Consider the following 17,307-nt stretch of genomic DNA (forward strand, 5'->3'; position numbering starts at 1 on the left):
TTTGTTTTTTTATCAAACTTAAGAATACACCATTTCATTGTAATGGTAAATAGATGAAAAGCATGGATAAACCGACTTTAATTTCTATATTTTTCAACGGAATTGTATGTTTTATACGGTATATGTACAAATTGCGAGATTATTAGACAGAAAATTGAGAAAAAAGAAGGATTTTTCAATGGTTCTCTATAATTATATAAGTATAATCTTTATGGAGAAAAGAGGGGTATATATAATGGAAATAACAAGTAAAACAGAATCTGTCGTTGTGAAATATGAAGGCCACGTTGCAACGGTTATGGTCAATCGCCCAGAGGTGTTAAATGCGTTAGATGAGCCGACATTAAAAGAGTTATTACAAAAGTTGAAAGAAGTAGCGGAAAGTTCTGCGCATATCGTTGTGTTATGCGGAAACGGCCGTGGTTTTTCTGCGGGTGGGGATATTAAATCGATGCTTTCAAGTAATGATGAAAGTAAGTTTGATGGCATTATGAATACTATTTCTGAAGTTGTCGTGACGTTATATACGATGCCAAAGCTTGTTATTAGTGCAATTCATGGACCAACTGCAGGTCTTGGATTAAGTATTGCGTTAACAGCTGATTATGTAATGGCGGATATATCATCTGTTATTGCAATGAACTTTATTGGAATCGCTTTAATTCCAGATGGAGGCGGTCATTTCTTCCTTCAAAAGCGCGTCGGTGAAAATATGACGAAGCAAATTATTTGGGAAGGTAAGAAATTATCAGCGACAGAAGCGCTTGATATCGGCTTAATTGATGAAGTAATCGGCGAAGATTTCCAAACGGCTGTGAAGCAAAAAATTAATGAATGGTCACAAAAACCGATTAAAGCAATGATTCAAACGAAGCAAATTTTATGTGAAGTAAATCGCTCTAATTTAGAGCAAACATTGCAATTAGAAAAGCGTGGTCAATATGCAATGAGACAAACAGCGGATCATAAAGAAGGAATTGCTGCGTTTTTAGAGAAACGTTTACCAGCATTTAAAGGGGAATAAAGTTTGTCCATTCCTCATGAGTAGCTCGTTAATTCGGGATAAAGGGGAGAAAGTGCTAACACATTTTAGTATAATTGTGTTAGCACTTTTTTTTAAGGAGTAATACATGAAGAGAATGATCGGTGTTATCACTATTATTTTGCTTACATATTCTGCTTTGCATAGTACACCATCTTTGGCAGTTCGGACTGCGTTATTTTTTGAGGGACATCCAAGTGTTGCGTTTTCTGGTGGGGTGACGAAAGAAAAAGATGTGAAAAAAGAAGCGATTCCAGATGAGTACCAAACTCTATATGGTAAGGAAGAAAACTCAGAGCACTATTTCTTTCCGCATGTAAGAGCACATGAATCAGGAATTGATATGTTAAGTGCATGCGTGAAGAAAAAATGGTTTTTCTATAAAGCAGAGCTCGGGTGTTATTAAATATAGGAGGATGAATGATGTCAGCATATAACAAGTTAGTAAGAGATCGTGTTCCAGAGAAGATTTTAATGTCTGGAAAAACGTATACCGCACAAAAATTAACAGGTCAAGCATATATACAAGCTTTAGCGAAAATTGGAACGGAAGAAATTCGTGAATTTGCTTCTATGAAAGAACGCGAACATGCGCTAGATTCTCTTGCGGATGCACTAGAAGTAATCATTTCATTAGCACGTGCGGAAGGTGCATCAATTGAAGATGTGGAACGCCTTCGTAAGAAAAAAGAAGTAGAGCGCGGTGGATTTGAAAGAGGGATTTATTTATTAGATGTCTCGGAAGAATAGTTTAATAGGAAAAGCATAGCGTTAATGAGTAACGCTATGCTTTTTTGTTGCAATGAAGCTAATAATGAAGAAAATAGCTGTTAATATCCAGCCGATTGTAATAGAAGTAGTAGTATGAACGGCATAAGAAACTTGTAAACAAAATAATGATGCTAAAAACCAAATGAGTGCAATGTGTATATATTTTTTTGATATATTCATATTTCAAGACTCCTTTTGTATACTAAAAAGAATTTTACTACAATTTAGAAAATTAAGCTATATAAGTAGAGGTTTTCTGGTGAATTTTGTATACTGAATAGTAGAGAAAATGAGGAGGAAACGACAATGGCACATCATGCGAGAGAAACGATGGAACTTATTAAGGAGCTTGTCTCTATTCCGAGTCCGTCTGGAAATACAGCAAAAATTATTGATTTTATTGAAAACTATGTCAGTGAGTGGAATGTAGAAACGAAACGTAACAATAAAGGCGCTCTTATTTTAACGGTAAAAGGGAAGAATGATGCGCAGCACCGCTTATTAACGGCACACGTTGATACGTTAGGTGCGATGGTGAAAGAAATTAAGCCTGATGGTCGCCTGAGTCTTTCTATGATTGGTGGATTTCGCTGGAACTCTGTAGAAGGAGAATATTGCGAAATTGAAACATCAAGTGGCAAGACGTATACAGGAACGATTTTAATGCATCAAACATCTGTACATGTATATAAAGATGCAGGTGAAGCAAAACGCGATGAGAAAAATATTGAAGTTCGTATTGATGAGCGCGTATTTTCAGCTGATGAAGTACGCGAATTAGGAATTGAAGTAGGAGACTTCGTTTCATTTGATCCGCGCGTTCAAATTACAGAGAGTGGATACATAAAATCACGTCATTTAGATGACAAAGTAAGTGTTGCGATTTTATTAAAATTAATTAAAAGATTACAAGATGAAAACGTAACATTACCATATACGACGCATTTCTTAATTTCTAATAATGAAGAGATTGGATACGGTGGTAATTCTAATATTCCAGAAGAAACTGTTGAATACTTAGCAGTTGATATGGGAGCGTTAGGTGATGGACAAACATCTGATGAATATACAGTATCTATTTGTGCAAAAGACTCTAGCGGCCCGTACCATTACGCTTTACGTAAACATTTAGTAGAGCTTGCGAAAACGAATCATATTGAATATAAAGTAGATATTTATCCGTACTACGGATCTGATGCATCAGCTGCGATTCGTGCGGGATTTGACGTGAAACATGCGTTAATTGGAGCGGGTATTGATTCTTCTCACGCATTTGAACGTACACATGAAAGTTCTATTGCGCATACAGAATCATTAGTGTATGCATATGTAATGTCTAATTTAATTGAAGAATAATTTCATAGATAATAGAGAGCTGATTAAAAATATTATTTTTAATCAGCTTTTTATTTGGCGAAGCGATTAGGAGACATGTTCTAATCGCTTTTTTAGCCCGCTATTTGTGGGCTGATTAAAGTTTTATTTTATATACATTCATTATAAGTTATATATATGCGATTTTTGTTATACGGCCGGAAACGTGTTTACTATAGATATATAATGTTATACACTATGAAAGGAATTAATTAATAGTTAATATGTTTTAGTTAGCTTGATTAAAAAAATTGTATGAATATGAAGTTTTGAGAGGAGATTTATTTTTCATGAAGTACAAAGCAATAGCCGCAGGTTTATTAGCAGCAAATTTACTAGCACATCCAATTAGTAGTTTAGCAGAAACGAAGAAATTTCCTGATGTTTCAGATAGTGCGTGGTCGAAAGACGCAATTTATTATTTAGTAGAGAGAAATGTAATTAACGGTATGCCAGATGGTAACTTTATGCCATACGGAAATTTAACACGTGCCCAGGCAGCAAAGATTATCGCAACAGCAATTGGGGCTAAAGTAGATCCAAATGCAAAGCCGTCTTATAATGATGCAAAAAATAGTTGGGCAGCTTCATTTATTGCAGCCATGGAAAAAGAGAATATTATTAAAGGGCGAGAACCAGGAGTATTTGATCCTGAAGGAAAAGTAACTCGTGCTGAAATGGCAGCTATGCTTGTAAGAGCATATAATCTGAAGAGCAAAGTAACAGGACCAGTTCCTACAAAATTCGCTGATTTAGAGAATCATTGGGGTAAAGAAGAAGTTAATATTTTAGTAGAATTAAAACTTTCTTTAGGTACAGAGAATGGCTGGAAACCGAATGATTCTATTACGCGTGAACAAGCAGCTCAGCTTACTGCGCAAACAGATAAATTTAGCAAGAATAGTGATCGTCCAGTAGAAACAAAGAAAATGTACATAGATAGAAAATTCATTACATATCACGCACCATCATTAAGTTCTGGGATTAGTGCAAATCAGCATAATCCACAAATGGTTGAAATTAAAGAAGAACGAGATGGATGGATCAAAATTGCAACAAGTAAAGGTGATAAATGGACACCTTTAGTAGAGAAAACAGAAGTTATTAATGAAGGATTCACTACTTATGCAGAAGCTTCTTCTTCTTCAAAAGTAATGGGAACACATAACGCACAACAAGTAACTGTTATTGAAGAGAACGGCAGCTGGATTCGTATCCGCATGGGCGCTGGTTTCCAATGGGTTAATAAAAATCAATTAAATCCAGTGAAGCAAGGTAACTTCTTAGAAGGAAAAGCTATTATCATTGATCCAGGTCATGGCGGAGTTGATTCAGGTAATCCAGGTTATTATGAGAAAGAAAGTGAAACTGTATTAGATGTATCACTACGATTACAGAAGATATTTGAGAAAAAGACACCATTTACTGTGTTATTCACTCGTACAGATGATACACGTCCAGGAACAAGTGCTTCTGATTCTTTAAAGAAACGTGTAGAATTTGCTCAAAAAAATAATGGGGATATTTTTGTAAGTATTCATGGTAATGGCACGGAAGAGAAAAATGGACAAGGTACAGAAACGTTCTATTATGAATCAGCGACAGCAAGAGGAACAAATCCTAACGTATCAGAAAGTCGTTTACTAGCAGAAAAAATTCAAGAGCGTCTTGTAGATGCACTGGGAACAAAAGATCGTGGTGTGAAAAAAGGCGATTTATACGTAATTAGAGAAAATACAATGCCAGCTGTATTAGCAGAATTAGCATTTGTAGATAATAAAAGTGATGCAGATAAAATAGCTACACCAGCGCAAAGACAAAATGCAGCGGAAGCTATTTATCAAGGTATTTTAGATTACTATGAAGAAATGGGTAACAACGTGTCTTCTTTCCGTTAATTAATAATAAGAGATTGCCATTGGCAGTCTCTTTTATTTATTAACGTTTCTCTTTATTTCCGGCATATGATATCATTTAATTTTATATATAAAAAAGTATTTGAGTAATTGTAATCATAACAATTTTAAACGATAGAGGATGATAATAGATTGAATAATCATAGTAAAACACCTGCCTGTATATATACGTATGCATTTCGTGAGGAGGAGCGTGCTTTATGTTACTTGGAAATGCGCTCGTTCTTTGGAATGGAGTCCCACGTTAATATTTTAAAAAGTGATGTCAAAATTGACCCGAGTAGAAGTGCGTTTATGAAAGAGCGCGTTGAGGTTATGTATGAAGGGGACGACTTAGAAAGCATTTTAAAACAAGTGGAACAAATTGATTTGGCGGGAGCGACATTTAAAGTTATTTTCGTTAAAATCAATGACCTCGTTGGGGAGAATAAAATTGAATATGGAGAAAGACGTCTTATTGAACGAGACCTTGGCATGCATATCGAAGGAGAAGCGGATGTTCGTAATCCAGAGCGTGTATTCGGGATTGTTCCTCTTGGAGGACGCTGGTACTTCGGGCACTATGTAGAAAGCGAACCAGTTTGGTATCATCACATAAAAAAACCGCATAGCTATTCGACATCACTTAGCACACGTGTTGCGAGATCAGTTGCAAATATCGCTGTACCAAATCCAGAGGGAGTACGAGCAATTGACCCGTGCTGCGGTATTGGAACAGTAGTAGTAGAAGCACTTTCTATGGGGATTAATATCGTTGGTAGAGATATTAATCCACTTGTAGTTCTTGGAACGAGAAAAAACATCGCACATTTTGGATTTGAAGGAACAGTAACAAAAGGACCAATTGAAGAAATTACTGAGAACTACGACGTTGCAATTATCGATATGCCGTATGACTTATTTACGCATGCCACACCAGAAGACCAGCTCTCCATTCTTTCAAGTGCGCGCCGCATTGCTAAAAAAGTAGTCGTTGTAACGATGGAGACAATGGATGACATGATCCATGAAGCAGGATTTGAAATTACAGATCGCTGTATTACAAGAAAAGGGTCATTTACTAGACAAATTCTTGTTTGTGAATAAGAAAGGAAGGTCACCCGTTTGGGTGACCTTTTTAGTGTAGTTTAATGTGTGATTGATTGGCAGTTTGTAGGCGGCGATAAGTTGATATTGTGATAGAAGAATCTATTACTGTTCTTTTAATTTCTCTTGTTGTGCAATTAATAAATTGCGTAATATGTGCCCGCGGTAACTTTCTAGTTTTCGTCCTTCATGATAGCGTACGCCTAATTTTTTTAGTTCAGCTACGTACCAGCCTTTTGTTCCGTAGTACATTGGATCACTTCCTTTTTGCTTTTGAACAGTATATGTTTGGGAGCGAAGTAACTTTACATTGAAAATAATAATGATAAAAGGAATCCTACATGTGTGTACCAGTGAAATTGCAAAGTTATCGAGGTGTTTTATAGCGTAACGTCCAAGCCGTGTATAAAAAAGTAGACAGTTGTATATGAATTTGTTGAAAAAAGAATACACATTGTCCAGGGGATTTGAAAAAAGGAATGCTATACGATTTGGCATGATACTTGCGTTGGAAATAGTATCAACGTATAGGGGAGAGATAGAAATGAAGGTTAGTAAAATATATACAACGATTGATGCACACGTAGCTGGGGAACCGCTTCGAATTATTACGGGCGGAGTGCCAGAAATAAAAGGGGAAACGCAGTTGGAAAGACGCGCATACTGTATGAAACATTTGGATTACCTTCGTGAAGTTCTGATGTATGAACCGAGAGGGCATCACGGAATGTACGGTTGTATCATTACACCGCCAGCAAGTGCTCATGCTGATTTTGGCGTGTTATTTATGCACAATGAAGGATGGAGTACGATGTGTGGTCATGGCATTATTGCTGTCATTACAGTTGGAATTGAAACAGGCATGTTTGAAGTAAAGGGTGAAAAACAAAAGTTCATTATTGATAGCCCGGCCGGAGAAGTTGTTGCGTATGCAAAATATAACGGGAGTGAAGTAGAATCTGTATCATTTGAAAATGTTCCTTCATTTGTATACAAAAAAGACGTTCCTATTAAAATAGATAACTATGAATTTCAAGTAGATATTGCGTTTGGAGGAGCATTTTACGCTGTTGTAGATTGTAAAGAATTTGGTTTGAAAGTTGATTTTAAAGACTTGCCTGCTATTCAAACGTGGGGCAATAAAATTAAACATTATATAGAGAGTAAAATGGAAGTGAAACATCCACTTGAAGAAGGTTTGAAAGGAATATACGGCGTTATATTTTCAGATGAACCGAAAGAAAAAGGCGCTACGCTACGAAATGTGACGATTTTTGCTGATGGGCAAGTAGACCGTTCTCCTTGCGGTACAGGAACTTCAGCGAGAATCGCAACTCTTTTTGAAAAAGATGCCTTACAAAAGGGAGAAATGTTCGTCCACGAATGCATTACTGATGGGAAATTCGAGGGAGAAGTATTGTCGGTAACCCTAGTAGATACATATAAAGCTGTCGTTCCGAAAGTAACGGGGCATGCATTTATTACAGGGTTTCATCAGTTCGTTGTAGATCCGAGAGATGATTTGAACCGAGGATTTTTGTTAGGATAAAGTGAAACTTTAATCAGTGGAGGGGTTCCCCACTGATTATTAGTTGAACCAATCGGGTTTTTACGGGCAGTTGATCTCCCGTGTAACTTCTTTGTCCAACCGAATTTTTAGATGGGAGTCTTACTGCCCGTTAATACGGGATAAGAGGAGGAGGTGAACAAATATGCTAGTCATAAGCGCGAACGAACAAAGAAACTTAGTAAATATGAATGAAGTTATTGAATACGCGGCACTTGCTTTAAAAGAATTTTCCGCAGAAAGAACGATTACACCAATAAGGGGGTCATTACCATTTGCGAACGAGAAAAATACGGCATTAATTATGCCTTCAGTAGCGGAAAGGCTTGAGGCACTTGGAGTAAAAATAGTAACGGTAGTCCCGCAAAATAAACAGATAGGAAAGAAAACAATCAATGGGATTGTGATGCTATCAGACTTTCAAACGGGAGAACCACTCGCACTTCTAGAAGGATCGTACTTAACGATGATTCGAACAGGTGCCTTATCAGGAGTAGCGACAAAATATTTAGCTCGTCATAACGCAAAAACTTTATGCATTATCGGCACGGGTGAACAAGCAAAGGGGATTGCCGAAGCAATATTTGCAGTTAGAGATATCGAAAAGGTCATTTTATACAATCGAACAGAAGAAAAAGCGTATGCATTTGCGCAATATATACAAGAGAAATTAGGTAAACCAGCATACGTTTATAGAGATCCAAATGAAGCAATAAGCGAAGCAGACATCATCGTCACAACTACGAACGCATCCACACCAGTCTTCTCAGAAACACTACAAAAAGGCGTCCACGTAAACGCCGTCGGCTCATTCAGACCGAGCATGCAAGAACTACCATCTCACGCCATCACAAGCGCAAACAAAGTAGTAGTCGAATCAAAAGAAGCAGCACTAGACGAAACAGGCGATCTCCAAGTTCCGATAAAAGAAGGTCTATTCAAAGCGAACGCCATTCACGCTGAACTTGGTCAAATTATAAGCGAGGAAAAAGCAGGCCGCGAAAGCGATGAAGAGATTACTATTTTCAAATCAGTTGGTTTGGCAGTAGTGGATATTATCGTTGCGAAGTATTTGTATGAGAGAGCGGTGGAGCAAGGAGTAGGGAGTAAGATTGAGTTTTGAGACTGCCTTTTGGTGGTCTTTTTATTTTATCATCCTTATAAATATATTTTATGGCAAGAATGTATTAGTAGATTGCAAACTTTCCACATTTACAAAAAAGTTTGACTTTACATACAGGTAGTGGTAATTTAAAACTTATAAGAAAACTCGGGATTAATTCCGAGTTTTCTTATGGGTATAAACAGTTCGAGGGGGCCGAAAGATGAAACAGAAGTTATTTGCATTACCATTTGTTCTAATACTACTTATTGCATTAGCGGCTTGTTCTGGGGAAAAAGATTCTTCGAAGCAAGCGGGCACTAGTAAATCAGGGACTCCGAAAGATGGAGGAATGTTAACGATTGGTGTTAGCGATAACCCAGATACGATGAATCCGCTTTATGCGAATGATCGTGTGTCATTAACTGTGCAGCAAGCTTTATATGCGCCGCTATATCATATGGAAGACGGTAAGAAAAAGTTTGTTCTTGCTGAGAGCTTTACGCCTTCAGAAGATCAATTAACGTGGACATTGAAATTAAAAGATAATTTGAAATGGCATGATGGTAAGAAAATTACATCAGACGATATAGCATTTACATTCCAATCTATTTTGGATGAGAAGCAAAATAGCTCAAGTCGTGAAAACTTTATTTTTAAAGGAAAGCCGCTTGAGGTGAAAAAGGTAGATGAGTTAACAACTCAATTCGTTTTACCACAAGTAAGCGCATCTTTTGAAGGTGTGATGAATGATTTCTTCCCAATTCCGAAACATGTATTTGAAGGGGAAGCAGATTTAGCGAAGAGTAAGAAAAACTTACAGCCTGTAGGATCAGGGCCGTTTAAGTTTAAAGAGTATAAATCAGATGAGTACGTTGCATTAGATCGATTTGATGATTATGTAGGTGGGAAAGCTAAATTAGACTCTATCGTATACCGCGTTGTAAAAGACCGTAATACAGCAAATGTTTCACTGCAAAATGGTCAAATCAACATGAAGATGATTGAGCCGCAAGACTTTAAGAAACTAGATAGCACTGGGAACTTCTCAATGGTGACATTCCCTGAAGGTAGATTATTCTACTTATCTTATAACATGAATACTGATCTTATGAAGAAAAAAGAAGTGCGCCAAGCAATTGCACATGCGTTAGATAAGAAAGAAATGATTAACTCAGCATTCGTTTCGGGTGAATTTGCAGAACCAGCAAATTCAATCTTAACGCCAGACGCTATGTATTATGCGAAAGATATTAAAGACTATAAGTATGATAAAAAAGAAGCAAAAGATTTATTAGCAAAAGCTGGCGTGAAAGATAAGGAAAAAGTACGTGTGATGTATGTAACGAATAATAAAATTATGGAAAGCTTAGCGTTATATACACAACAAAAATTAAAAGAAGTTGGCTTAGAAGTTGAACTAAATGCATTAGATGCTAGTGCGGCAAGTGAAAAAGGCTTAGATAAAGAGAATAAAGAATATGACATTACATTTGGTGGTTACATAATGGGACCTGAGCCAGATTCATATAAGAGCTTATTCTTAAGCAATGCTGAATACAATTATGCACGATATAAAAACGCTGATTTCGATAAGTTATGGGAAGAAGCTGCAGTTGAGACAGATAAAACAAAACGCGCAGAGCTATACCATAAAATTCAAGAGACAGCTAGAGAAGACGTACCTTATCTACCAATCGCGTATCCGAAAGCAGTTATTGCAGTAGATAAAAAGTTTGATGGATTAAAAGAAGCGAAAGCAATTCCTGTCACAATGTTTGAAGATCTATCTAAGATTTATGAAGTGAAATAAGAAACAATAAAGAAGCTGGTGGAAATCAGCTTCTTTAGCTTGAGGGGGGAAGTTTGTGTATAAAGTAATTGCGAAGAGGCTTTTAAATGCAATTCCGCTTTTATTTGTTATTTCTATTATTTCTTTTCTATTAATAAAACTAGCACCGGGGGATCCGGTTCGAAACTTTGTAACGCCAAATATGAGTCCAATTGATGTGGAGCGTATTCGCGAAAGTTTAGGACTAGATCAACCAATTTACGTGCAGTATTTTTTATGGTTAAAAAACATTTTAACAGGAAACTTTGGTTACTCACTTCAAAATCATCGTCCTGTTTTGGAACTTATCACAGAAAGATTACCTGCAACAATTGGATTAATGGGATCATCTTTACTCGTCTCATTCGTAATTGCAATACCACTTGGACTGTTTACAGGTGTGAAAAAGAATTCATTCTTTGACCGCATTGTAAACTTTATTTCATATGTTGGTATTTCTATGCCGGTTTTCTGGTTTGCACTACTATTAGTCTACTTATTCTCTTTAAAATTGAACCTACTTCCGAGTATGGGTATGCGCACCGTAGGTAAAGATTCTGTCTGGGATATTGTGCAACACGGCATTTTACCTTGCATGGTGCTTGCGTTCCAAAACGTATCTGTTTATATGAGATATATTCGTTCAAGTACGATTCAGCAATTAGAAGAAGAATATGTACAAATTCAATATGCGTACGGCGCTTCAAAGAAAACAGTGTTATTTAATCACGTACTTCGAAATGTATTAATCCCGATCATTACAATTTTCGGATTATCGATTCCAAGTTTAGTAGGTGGAGCGTTTATTACGGAAACAGTATTTTCATGGCCGGGTCTTGGTTCACTTGGGGTAAATGCTATTTTTAGATTTGATTATCCGATTATCATGGCAATTACATTACTATCATCATTCATGTTAATTCTCGGTAACTTAATTGCTGATATTTTATATGGCGTAGTAGATCCGCGCATTCGAATGAGGGGGTGATTTGGAATGAATAATAGGAGATTTCAAACGATAAAACATAGCTTTACGAAAAATAAGTTTGTTGCAATGGGAGTTATTATACTTGCGATTTTAACGGTCGCATCAATTTTCGCATTCGTATCGCCGTACGATCCTAGCAAAATGTCGATTCCAGATCGCTTACAAGAACCAAGTATGAGTCATCCTTTCGGAACGGATGATTACGGAAGGGATTACTTAACGAGAGCGTTATATGGCGGACGAGTTTCACTTGCGGTCGGTTTTCTTGCGATGGTTGTTTCTATTACAATCGGTACTGCAGTTGGAACAATTAGCGGATATTTTGGCGGAAAGTTAGACAACTTTTTAATGCGAGTTGTTGAAGTACTGATGTCAATTCCATCATTCTTTTTAATGCTACTATTAAATGCGTATTTAAAACCAGGAATTACGACGCTAGTTCTTATTATCGGATTACTAACATGGATGGACACCGCCCGTATTGTAAGGGCAGAAACGTTATCTGTAAAAGAGCGTGAGTACGTTTTATACGCAAAAGTATCAGGACAAAAATCACTTATGATTATTGTAAGACATATCATTCCTAACATTTTATCAACCATTATTATCGCCGCGACATTAACGATTGCGACATCGATTTTAATGGAATCATCACTTAGTTTCTTAGGTTTAGGTATTAGAGAACCAGATTCTTCTTGGGGCAGCATGCTAAACAATGCGCAAGGATATATTGGTGAAGCTTGGTATTTAACACTCTTCCCAGGATTCCTTATCCTTTTAACGGTACTTAGTTTTAACGTAATTGGTGAAGCATTGAAGAAAGCTTTCGCGCCAAAAGGAGCTGGAAATGAAAACTAAAGTGTTATGTGAAAGGAGTGAGAAGCATGTCTGAAAAACTATTAGAAGTGAATAATTTAAAGACTTCTTTTTTCATAGAAAGCGGAGAAGTAGAAGCAGTTCGCGGCGTTACATTTCGTTTACATAAAGGAGAAGTAGTTGGTATCGTTGGGGAATCTGGAAGCGGGAAGAGTGTAATGGCGAAGTCTGTTATGTCTCTCGTTACATCACCAGGGAAAGTGAAAGAAGGGGAAATCCTTTTTCGTAATGAAAACATCCTTTCTAAATCTGAAAAAGAATTGCGTTCTATTAGAGGAAATCAAATTTCACTTATCTCCCAAGATCCAATGTCTGCGCTAAATCCAGTCGTGAAAATTGGAAAGCAAATGACGGAAGTAATTATACGGCATCAAAAAGTAAAAAAGAAAGAAGCAGAGCACATCGCGGTCAACTTATTAAAACAAGTCGGTCTTTCTTCACCAGAAGAAAGGGTAAAACAATATCCGCATGAACTAAGCGGCGGTATGAAGCAGCGAGTTATGATCGCAATGGCGATGTCTTGTAACCCAGATCTTCTCATTGCGGACGAACCGACGACAGCACTTGATGTAACGATACAAGCACAAATACTAGATTTAATGAAAAACTTAAAAAACGAAACGAACATGGCGTTGCTTCTTATTACGCATGACTTAGGAATAGTCGCGCAAAACTGTACACGCGTTATCGTTATGTATGGCGGGCTTATTATGGAAGAAGGACCTGTACTTGATATTTTCCAATCGCCGAATCATCCATATACGAAAGGGTTATTAAACTCTCTGCCGAAAATATCGAACGGCGTAAAAGAAAGACTCGCGCCAATTCAAGGTGTAACGCCAAACTTATTAAACTCGCCACAAGGTTGCCCATTCGCAGAGCGTTGCCCGCATGCGATGGATATTTGTGAAAAAGAACGTCCGCCATATTTTGAAATTGGAAACGAAAGACGTTCTATGTGTTGGTTAAATGATAGGGCGGTAGGTGATTTCCATGCATGAAGAAAACTTAATTGAAGTTCGGAACTTAAAAAAGTATTTTCCTATTAAAAAAGGACTATTCGGTAGAAAAACAGAGCAATTAAAAGCAGTCGATGACCTAAGCTTCACAATTAAAAAGGGTGAAACATTCGGGTTAGTAGGAGAATCTGGCTGCGGAAAATCAACGACAGGAAGAAGTATCATTCGCTTACATGATGTCACTTCAGGTAACGTTTTATTTGACGGAAAAGATATCGCAAGTTTAAAGGAAAGTGAACTAAAAGAATATCGAAAAAGAATGCAAATCATTTTCCAAGATCCATACGCATCATTAAACCCGGCAATGAATGTATTCCAAATTATTAGCGAGCCAATGAACATTCACGGATCTTACGAAAAAGAAGAACAAAAAGAAATCATTTTAGACCTTCTGAAAAAGGTAGGATTAAAAGAAGAACACTTATATCGCTACCCGCACGAATTTAGCGGAGGCCAGCGCCAGCGCATTAGCATCGCGCGCGCACTATCTGTAAAACCAGACTTTATATTATGTGACGAACCAATCTCAGCACTCGATGTCTCAGTCCAAGCACAAGTCGTAAACATGCTGCAAGACATTCAAGAAGAAACAGGAGTCACATACTTATTCATCGCACATGACCTATCGATGGTAAGGCACATCTCAGATAGAATCGGAGTCATGTATTTAGGAAACATAGTAGAAATTGCCGACAGCGAAGACCTATACACAAAACCGGCACATCCATACACACAAGCACTACTCTCATCTATGCCAGAACCAGATCCAACAAACACTGGGAAAGAAAGAATAATCCTAGAGGGAGAAGTACCAAGCCCACTAAACTCACCATCCGGCTGCAAATTCAGAACGCGCTGCAAATTCGCCACTGAAAAATGCGCACAGGAAGTACCGAAGATGGTTGAGATTGCGAAGGGGCATGAGGTGGCTTGTCATTTGTTTTAGGGGGAGAGCACTAGGGGGGACCTGGTGCTTTTTTTCTTTGTAGGTGGACGTGGTGTGGGATTGGTTGTTAGTTTAGGAGATAACGCGCTCGAAATTTGTCGGTAAATCGATATGTTGTGTCGAAACGTTGATATATTCGGAGTTACGATTGATATAATTGAATAAACGTTGATATATTTTTGTAAAGAGTGGGATTGGTTGTAACTTAATGTAGAAATTTAATGTTTTCGAAAAAAAGAATTGACTTCTATATTAGTTGTAACTAAAATAGTTACATAAAGATGTAATCAATTTAGTTACAACTAATATCTGCTAAAAATATGATTTATATATTTAATTAAGGATGGTGGTCCATACGTTGCCACCCGGTGTAGAAAGTTACTAACACATTCAAATCAATGCATATTCCAAGCTTTAGTATTTTCTGTTACGGGGCAATAAGGTGCAACGTTATCTTTTGTTAAAAACCTTGGTGGATCTTTCTTTGGAAATATTAGTTTTGGGGAAATATAGTAAGGTATCTAAAAAAGAACAAGGTATAAAAAGATGTACTTATATAAACCAAAAATTTAGTTGAGCTGGATAATAAAAAAAAGGTAGGAGATTTAAATGGAGACGAAACAAGATAACCTTATTTACGTATGGGATGCATATTGTGGATGGTGCTATGGTTTTTCAGAAAGTATTAAAGGATTTTACAAAAACCACACTGAAGTGCCATTAACAGTTTTATGTGGAGGGTTATTTTTAGATAATTTACCAATGAAAAACTTCTCATATATAGAAGAGGGAAATAAAAGAATTAATCAACTTACAGGTGCTGAATTTGGTCCTTCCTATCAAAAATTGGTGGAGGAAGGGACTTTTAAAATGAATTCGAAAGATGCTGCAATTGGTTTTTCAGCTTTACGCTCATTAGCGCCAGACCGTTTATTAGAATTCACTTCGGCTATGCAAAAAGCGTTTTATTATGAGGGCCAAAGTCTGAGTGATCCTGAAACATATCGCAAAATTGCAATCGAGCATGGTTTGGACCCTGAACAAGTATTAGAACGTTTAAACGCTCAAGAAACAATATTAGATGTCCAAAATGATTTCAATAAAGTTCGACAGCTTGGTGTTAATAGCTATCCTTCATTACTTTTACAAAAGGATAATCAAATTATTCCTATTGGTGGTGGCGTAATGACGCCAGGTAAAATTGAAGCGCGTTTTAAAAATTTATATTAAGAAAATTTAGGATATAGTAGCAAACATGTTATCTTAGGCCACCTGACATTCATCTCCGGAATATTCGCCAGTACTATTACACTTTCAGATAAATGGGAGTGGGAGATTTTATCCCGCTTTAACGGGCAGTAAGACCCCCACCTCAAAATTCAGTGGAAGCAAAGAAGTTAGGTGGGGGATCAACTGTCCGTAAAAGTCCGATTGGTTCAACTAATAATCAGTGGGGGATGAACAAAACCCCCACTGATTAAAGTTTCACTTTATCGGAACAAGATAAAAATATGATGATTAGTTAATAACTTTAATAAAAGGAGAATAACATACTATGTTTAAAACAATCGATACAAATCAAAAAGATGTGAAATTAACGGTGTTTAGTTCGGACGAAAAAAGCTTTATGGTCACGGCAACATTAGTTGAGAAAGCAGGACATGCATTTTTAATAAACTCAAAATTTACTCAATCTGATTCGAAAGAAATTGTTGAGTATCTGAAAAAAAACAACTTATCTCTAGATAAAATCTTTATTATTCATGGGGATCCAGACTACTACTTTGGATTAGAGAGCATTAAAGCCGTTTACCCAGAAGCTATAGCGTATGCAACAGAGTCTACTGTTGAACATATCGTTCATTCTGTCTTAGGGAAATTAAAAGTTTGGAAAGACGCCCTTGGAGAAAATGCACCGAATAACGTGGTATTACCTCAAGTGTTTAAAGAAAAAACAATTGATTTTCAGGGGTTAACATTTGAACTAGTAGGCTTAGATCATTACAGAACTAGCTTATTTAATAAAGAGCTGAAAGTATTAATTGGTGGTATTGATGTATTTAACGAAATCCATGTATTCTTAGCTGATACTAGCTCAAAAGCGGCAATGGAGGCTTGGATTGAAAACTTGAAAGTGTTACAAGCATTACATGCTGACATCATTGTACCTAGCCATGGATCAATTGAAAAATCCTTAAATAATCAAGCACTTACTGCGACAATGGATTATCTAAGAACTGCGATTCAAGCTTCTGAGGAAAGTAAAACTTCAAAAGATTTTGTAGCAAGACTTGATGCAGCATATCCAGGCTATGCAAATAAAGGTGTATTAGAATTAAGTGCAAAAGTTGTAACAAAAGAAATGCCTTGGGGTTAATGATATGAATAAATATCAAAAACTATTACATGAAACGTATGTGTTAACTGGCGAAGGGAAATTGGATGCGTTCAAAACGTATTTAAGTGAAAATGTATCTTGGACAGAAGCTGCTGGGTTTCCATACGCGGGTACTTATATTGGTCCAGATGAAGTAGTGAAGAACGTACATGAACGTCTTGGTACGGAATGGGATAACTATAGTGCAAAAGATGAAATTTATGCTTTTAATAACAATACTGTTATTGTGTATGGAAAATATAGTGGAACATATAAAGCTACAGGGAAGTCATTTGTAGCAGATTTTTGTCATCTTTATAAGTTTGATGAGAACGATAAGGTTAAGAAGTTTATACAAATTGTGGACAGTGCAACTGTTAATGAGGTATTAAGTTAGAGTTAATCGTTTCTA

Annotated in this window: 18 protein-coding genes; 16 read left to right on the top strand and 2 right to left on the bottom strand. The window is 36.8% G+C overall.

The annotated features are described in order from the left end of the window. The first annotated feature begins 211 nt into the window (after positions 1–211). From BCG9842_RS04375 to BCG9842_RS04385, 3 genes are all read left to right on the top strand, one after another. A complete protein-coding gene (locus BCG9842_RS04375; protein ID WP_001999174.1) occupies positions 212–1,024 on the top strand; it encodes an enoyl-CoA hydratase in 813 nt (270 codons plus the stop codon). Between the two features lie 106 nt (positions 1,025–1,130). Further along, positions 1,131–1,448, top strand: coding sequence for a hypothetical protein (locus BCG9842_RS04380; RefSeq protein ID WP_000827125.1), 318 nt, complete (start codon positions 1,131–1,133; stop codon positions 1,446–1,448). 17 nt (positions 1,449–1,465) lie between these two features. Then, the gene (locus BCG9842_RS04385) at positions 1,466–1,792 is read left to right on the top strand and encodes a nucleoside triphosphate pyrophosphohydrolase (protein ID WP_001277348.1); all 327 of its coding nucleotides are present in this window, start codon (positions 1,466–1,468) and stop codon (positions 1,790–1,792) included. A 21-nt stretch (positions 1,793–1,813) separates the two neighbouring features. Here the strand turns inward: BCG9842_RS04385 and BCG9842_RS04390 are convergent, their stop codons facing one another. Then, complete coding sequence (locus BCG9842_RS04390) at positions 1,814–1,993, bottom strand: hypothetical protein (protein ID WP_001027087.1); 180 nt, start codon at positions 1,991–1,993, stop codon at positions 1,814–1,816. Between the two features lie 126 nt (positions 1,994–2,119). Between BCG9842_RS04390 and BCG9842_RS04395 the strand changes: the two genes are divergently transcribed. The 3 genes from BCG9842_RS04395 (at position 2,120) to BCG9842_RS04405 (ending at position 6,189) form a co-directional block, all read left to right on the top strand. Next, complete coding sequence (locus tag BCG9842_RS04395; protein ID WP_000930044.1) at positions 2,120–3,169, top strand: M42 family metallopeptidase; 1,050 nt, start codon at positions 2,120–2,122, stop codon at positions 3,167–3,169. A 308-nt stretch (positions 3,170–3,477) separates the two neighbouring features. Next, a complete protein-coding gene (locus BCG9842_RS04400) occupies positions 3,478–5,085 on the top strand; it encodes an N-acetylmuramoyl-L-alanine amidase (RefSeq protein ID WP_000875336.1) in 1,608 nt (535 codons plus the stop codon). Positions 5,086–5,235: 150 nt separating this feature from the next. Continuing rightward, positions 5,236–6,189 carry a TRM11 family SAM-dependent methyltransferase gene (locus BCG9842_RS04405; RefSeq protein ID WP_001059321.1) on the top strand — a complete coding sequence of 318 codons (954 nt, stop codon included), beginning with the start codon at positions 5,236–5,238 and terminating at the stop codon, positions 6,187–6,189. Between the two features lie 105 nt (positions 6,190–6,294). On the opposite strand, the gene BCG9842_RS30910 is transcribed toward BCG9842_RS04405, so the two are convergent. Next, positions 6,295–6,525: a YflJ family protein gene (locus tag BCG9842_RS30910; protein WP_074790672.1), complete on the bottom strand. Its 231-nt coding sequence runs from the start codon at positions 6,523–6,525 to the stop codon at positions 6,295–6,297. A 208-nt stretch (positions 6,526–6,733) separates the two neighbouring features. On the opposite strand from BCG9842_RS30910, the gene BCG9842_RS04415 reads away from it, so the two are divergent. The 10 genes from BCG9842_RS04415 (at position 6,734) to BCG9842_RS04460 (ending at position 17,292) form a co-directional block, all read left to right on the top strand. Next, positions 6,734–7,738 carry a proline racemase family protein gene (locus BCG9842_RS04415; protein ID WP_000868688.1) on the top strand — a complete coding sequence of 335 codons (1,005 nt, stop codon included), beginning with the start codon at positions 6,734–6,736 and terminating at the stop codon, positions 7,736–7,738. A 163-nt stretch (positions 7,739–7,901) separates the two neighbouring features. After that, on the top strand, positions 7,902–8,879 hold the full coding sequence (locus tag BCG9842_RS04420; RefSeq protein WP_000960312.1) for an ornithine cyclodeaminase family protein: 978 nt from the start codon (positions 7,902–7,904) through the stop codon (positions 8,877–8,879). A 202-nt stretch (positions 8,880–9,081) separates the two neighbouring features. Next, complete coding sequence (locus BCG9842_RS04425; RefSeq protein ID WP_000810661.1) at positions 9,082–10,671, top strand: ABC transporter substrate-binding protein; 1,590 nt, start codon at positions 9,082–9,084, stop codon at positions 10,669–10,671. Between the two features lie 55 nt (positions 10,672–10,726). Beyond that, entirely contained in the window at positions 10,727–11,677 is a 951-nt protein-coding gene (locus BCG9842_RS04430; RefSeq protein ID WP_000278756.1) for an ABC transporter permease, read from the top strand. 6 nt (positions 11,678–11,683) lie between these two features. Then, on the top strand, positions 11,684–12,535 hold the full coding sequence (locus tag BCG9842_RS04435) for an ABC transporter permease (protein ID WP_001065279.1): 852 nt from the start codon (positions 11,684–11,686) through the stop codon (positions 12,533–12,535). 26 nt (positions 12,536–12,561) lie between these two features. Next, positions 12,562–13,554, top strand: a complete 993-nt coding sequence (locus BCG9842_RS04440) for an ABC transporter ATP-binding protein (RefSeq protein ID WP_001291182.1) — start codon at positions 12,562–12,564, stop codon at positions 13,552–13,554. Then, positions 13,547–14,518, top strand: a complete 972-nt coding sequence (locus BCG9842_RS04445) for an ABC transporter ATP-binding protein (RefSeq protein WP_000544135.1) — start codon at positions 13,547–13,549, stop codon at positions 14,516–14,518. Before BCG9842_RS04440 ends, BCG9842_RS04445 begins: the two co-directional genes overlap by 8 nt. 609 nt (positions 14,519–15,127) lie before the next feature. After that, positions 15,128–15,748 carry a DsbA family protein gene (locus tag BCG9842_RS04450; RefSeq protein WP_000448624.1) on the top strand — a complete coding sequence of 207 codons (621 nt, stop codon included), beginning with the start codon at positions 15,128–15,130 and terminating at the stop codon, positions 15,746–15,748. A 325-nt stretch (positions 15,749–16,073) separates the two neighbouring features. Continuing rightward, positions 16,074–16,895, top strand: coding sequence for a hypothetical protein (locus BCG9842_RS04455; protein WP_000477270.1), 822 nt, complete (start codon positions 16,074–16,076; stop codon positions 16,893–16,895). Between the two features lie 4 nt (positions 16,896–16,899). Continuing rightward, positions 16,900–17,292: a nuclear transport factor 2 family protein gene (locus BCG9842_RS04460; protein ID WP_001046370.1), complete on the top strand. Its 393-nt coding sequence runs from the start codon at positions 16,900–16,902 to the stop codon at positions 17,290–17,292. Positions 17,293–17,307 lie beyond the last annotated feature (15 nt).

Source organism: Bacillus cereus G9842 (assembly GCF_000021305.1).
GTDB classification, from domain to species: Bacteria; Bacillota; Bacilli; order Bacillales; family Bacillaceae_G; genus Bacillus_A; species Bacillus_A thuringiensis_S.